This is a genomic window from Prevotella sp. P2-180 (assembly GCF_002251435.1).
Taxonomy (GTDB): Bacteria; Bacteroidota; Bacteroidia; order Bacteroidales; family Bacteroidaceae; genus Prevotella.
The window spans coordinates 1-3,590 of the sequence record NZ_NPJI01000080.1; the positions used below are offsets into that span (position 1 = coordinate 1).

Sequence of the window (3,590 nt, forward strand, 5' to 3'; positions counted from 1 at the left end):
CTGTTTATCTTGTGGCTTTCCTTAATTTCAGCCCCCTGGATTTCAAGAAGCAGTTCCGCACTGATGTCGTTCTTGCCGAGAAGGATACAAAGGAGCAGTTCTCCGACAAGTTGCGTATGATATACCTCCAGCTCCCTTTGTTCAAGAAGGAGGCTGATGAATGTGAGAATCAAGTTGAACGTTGGATTTATTTGTTAAAGAATATGGAAACATTAAACAGATTGCCCTGGGCGGCTCAGAGTGCCGTTTTCAAGAAGCTCGAGAGCATAGCCGACGTTGGCGGCATGACCCGTGCCGAGCGCCTGCAATACGACGAGGCCCTAAAGAAATACCGCGACACCATCAGCGTGTTTGAGGGTGTGCGTATGGAAGGACGCATGGAAGGACGTATGGAAGGACGTATGGAAGGACGTATGGAAGGACGCATGGAGGGACGCGAGGAAGGTCTGAAGGAAGGAGCGATTGCAAATGCCCGCAAGATGAAGGCCTACGGTTTGACATTGGAGATGATATCTGATATAACGGGTTTGACAATAGATGAAGTGAGGGGCTTGTAGTTCTTCACTTTTCAAGCGTCGGGACAGGGGACATCGGGACAGGTCATAAAGTGAACCCGCAAAGTTGGACACAACACTTACCATTTGAAAAAGCTACCATTGCCTAGAGAACAATCCCCAAATTTTCGGACCTTTTTGGGACCTCGGTGCCAAACATCTGTTACCATATGGTTAATGTTCTGAAAAACAGGGAGTTGTACTAAAGTTCAGTTATCAAGGATTATTTGATAACTGCCTCTGACGGCAAGAAATACAATGTCGTTTGCTACTCATTGGAGATTTTTGCGGAAACGTAAAAACAAATTGCTCTATGCCGTCACTCACAATACGGTAGCGGAAATCGCGTCTTCACGTGCAGATGCTTCAAAGCCAAATATGGGTCTTACCCCAAGTTTGACATTTGCTTATCCGTTTTTCCTGCTCTCCAGTACTTTACGATTTTCATTTGCGGCGCTGTGTACTACAAACTTTTCTCGATTCTGATTTTTCTGAATGGCATCTTTTTGTACTTTAGTCGTTCATAAATATCATCTGCGGATTTGTTCGGCTCGCTACAAAGCCTCGTGTAGACCTTCTCTCCAAGGGCGTTGGTGGCTTCCGTGGTGACCGCCTTCTGCGTGGATAGCCTCCGGACAATCTCCGTCCAAAAGCATGTCTCTCCAGTTTGCTTGAGTTTGTAGCGTATGGTGTTGACTATCCAGTATGAAAGCAGGCCGAGGAAGAGGTGGGCATCAGACCGGTCGTCCTTCTTGTGATGTACTGGACGCAGGTTCAGGTCGGTCTTCAGCTGGCGGTTGGTACACTCTATCTCACGAGTAAGATTATAATAGTCCCATGTGGTCTTCTCGTCAAACGTGGGTACATTCGTCCTAAGGAAATAGATGCCGCTCTGCTTGTCCACGTTTTCTGGCACGGCAATGTGCCACTGTATGTCAGCCATGTTCTTCGGATTCTTCGGATCGTCAGCTACATAGTCAATGACGTAGTACTTTGAGATGGACGGATACTTCTGCCTTGCCCTGCCCACCCGCTCGATGACTTTCTCGTAGTTTTTCGTGCCGTTCTTCTTCGTCAGGGAGTCTTTAGCCTTCTGCAGCTCTTCTTCGAAGCGCTCCTTGAATTTGCGGTTCATGGATGTTTCCTTGAGCAGCTTGGCGTGGGAGTTTATCTCAAGATAATAGTCACCGTCCTCCTCATGCTTAACCTGCGTGAGTTTGATGGGCTGCTGCTTGCTGTCAAGTACGGTTACGGTCTGCGCATCGGGGGATATCTCATAGTCCGTGAGCCTCCTGCGGCTGACGCACAGGTAATTGTAGCCCTTCTCCTTTATCTTCAGCAGGTTCTCCTCAGTGGCTATTCCGGCATCTAGGCATACGAGTACCTTGTCTTTCGGATCATCCGGCACGCGTGTCTTGGAATTGAGCGTATCCACCATGTCTGGCAGAGAGTTAGGGTCTGCCGTGTTTCCCGCAAGGATGGAAGAGTAGCGTATGAAGCCTTCCCTGTTGATGCACAATGCCAATACTAACAACTTGCAGTCAGAGCGTTTCTCCTTGGAACGGCCGAACTGGGCCTTCCTGCTGCCTTCCTTACGTCCTTCGAAGTAGAAGTTCGTGAGGTCGAAGATAGCTATCCTGTTCGTTATGTTGAACAGGTCGTCCGTCTTCTTGCAGAGGTGATTTTCAAGTCTGTCCTTCAGTTCAAAGAGCGACGGAGCCACCTTATATATGGAATGGAATCCGGGACGCCATTCCTGGTTGCCGCTGATGAGCTCGCATACTGCCGAGTTCTCGTCCATGATGCGCATGGACTTCAGTTCAGAGGGCGAGTAGATGGTGCGGGTGATGAGATGTGCAAGCGTGGTGTTTATCTGTATCTCACTCCAGCCCTCGTTCCTGAGGAATTTATCTATCTCAAGCTCGCGTATTGCCTGCAGGCATACCCATTCGGCACCAATCTCACGGGCATCGGTATGCTGGATAGTATTCACGTCAACGAGGCGTTCCGCCTTCTCGCGTGACTCTTCCATGGAGGCCTTCACTGCGTCTATGCTGCCGTTGTTGACCATTTCATGCCAGAACTCCCGTGTCTTTCGCTGCACGAACTCGTTGTAGCGTGACAGTGGATTGCCGAACAGTTCTTCCTGTCCCTGGTGTTCGTGCAGGTAGGTCAGACACTTGCCGATATCGCGGATGTCCTCCGGACGGTGCGGCTCCTCGATGAAGCCAACGGTCAACATAACACGACTGCGCACGCGGCCTGTCAGGTCACGGAAAGACTACTTGATGCGGTAGTACCAGTCATCGCGCTGAGTCCTCGGGTTGTATCTTGGCTGAGACATGAAGTGCATATCGGATGCAAAGGTACAACTTTTCTGCGAGACTTCTGTGTACTACAAATCGATTTTTTAGGATGCCGTTGCTGAAAAACAGATAGTTAGCCCTATGAATACCACTAAAAATAGTTGAAAATAATTTTAGGGTATCAAACTTGGGTTACATCATGGAAGGGAACCAAGGTACTTTCTTTCCAGTCTTCGAGTGTTTTGTCGATATTTCTGCTGATATATTTCATATTGATGCCATATTTTACTGATTATCAGCTGCAAAGATATAAAAAATGTCGAAATCCGACAAATAATTCTCGTGTCATAGGGACAGGTACCTTGGTTCACCATTATAAAACCCTCTATTAGCTCGCAAATATTCCCTTTCGATTCAAAAAACCGTCGAATAATTTGGAGAAAAAAATTAAATCCTTATTTTTGCAGTATCATTGCTTTTAGATGAAAACAAATGGCAATTAAAATGGGACAATATGACAAAACGTGAAATATCCAAATTGTTTGAAGATAAAAAGATTCGTACCGTATGGGACGATAAGGAAGAGAAGTGGTACTTCTCGGTGGGACAGGGGACAGGTCAGTGTCCTGCCTCCTCAATTATTTTATAACATTTGAGATTATATTTTTGACTATTCCTGCGGGACAGTGACCTGTCACCTGTCCTTTCCTTCTATTTGCGAAGGATTCAA

General features: G+C 47.2%; 3 protein-coding genes. 2 read left to right on the plus strand and 1 reads right to left on the minus strand.

Going from position 1 to position 3,590, the window contains the following annotated elements; all coding sequences use genetic code 11:
* Positions 1 to 557 (plus strand): PD-(D/E)XK nuclease family transposase (locus tag CIK98_RS11240; protein WP_172409917.1); only part of this gene is annotated, 557 nt, incomplete at its 5' end.
* Positions 558 to 812: 255 nt separating this feature from the next.
* Positions 813 to 1,040, plus strand: a complete 228-nt coding sequence (gene rhuM / locus CIK98_RS11245; protein ID WP_141210518.1) for a RhuM family protein — start codon at positions 813 to 815, stop codon at positions 1,038 to 1,040.
* Here rhuM and CIK98_RS11250 read toward each other — a convergent pair.
* Positions 1,018 to 2,796 (minus strand): IS1634 family transposase, encoded by a 1,779-nt coding sequence (locus tag CIK98_RS11250; RefSeq protein WP_253249712.1) that lies wholly within the window; start codon positions 2,794 to 2,796, stop codon positions 1,018 to 1,020. The two genes, rhuM and CIK98_RS11250, sit on opposite strands and share 23 nt — an antisense overlap.
* Positions 2,797 to 3,590 lie beyond the last annotated feature (794 nt).

Coding starts and splice junctions, on each gene's coding strand:
- CIK98_RS11250 (WP_253249712.1), bottom strand. CDS start 2,796: ATGTTGACCGTTGGCTTCATCGAGGAGCCGCACCGTCCGGAGGACATC.
- rhuM (WP_141210518.1), top strand. CDS start 813: ATGTCGTTTGCTACTCATTGGAGATTTTTGCGGAAACGTAAAAACAAA.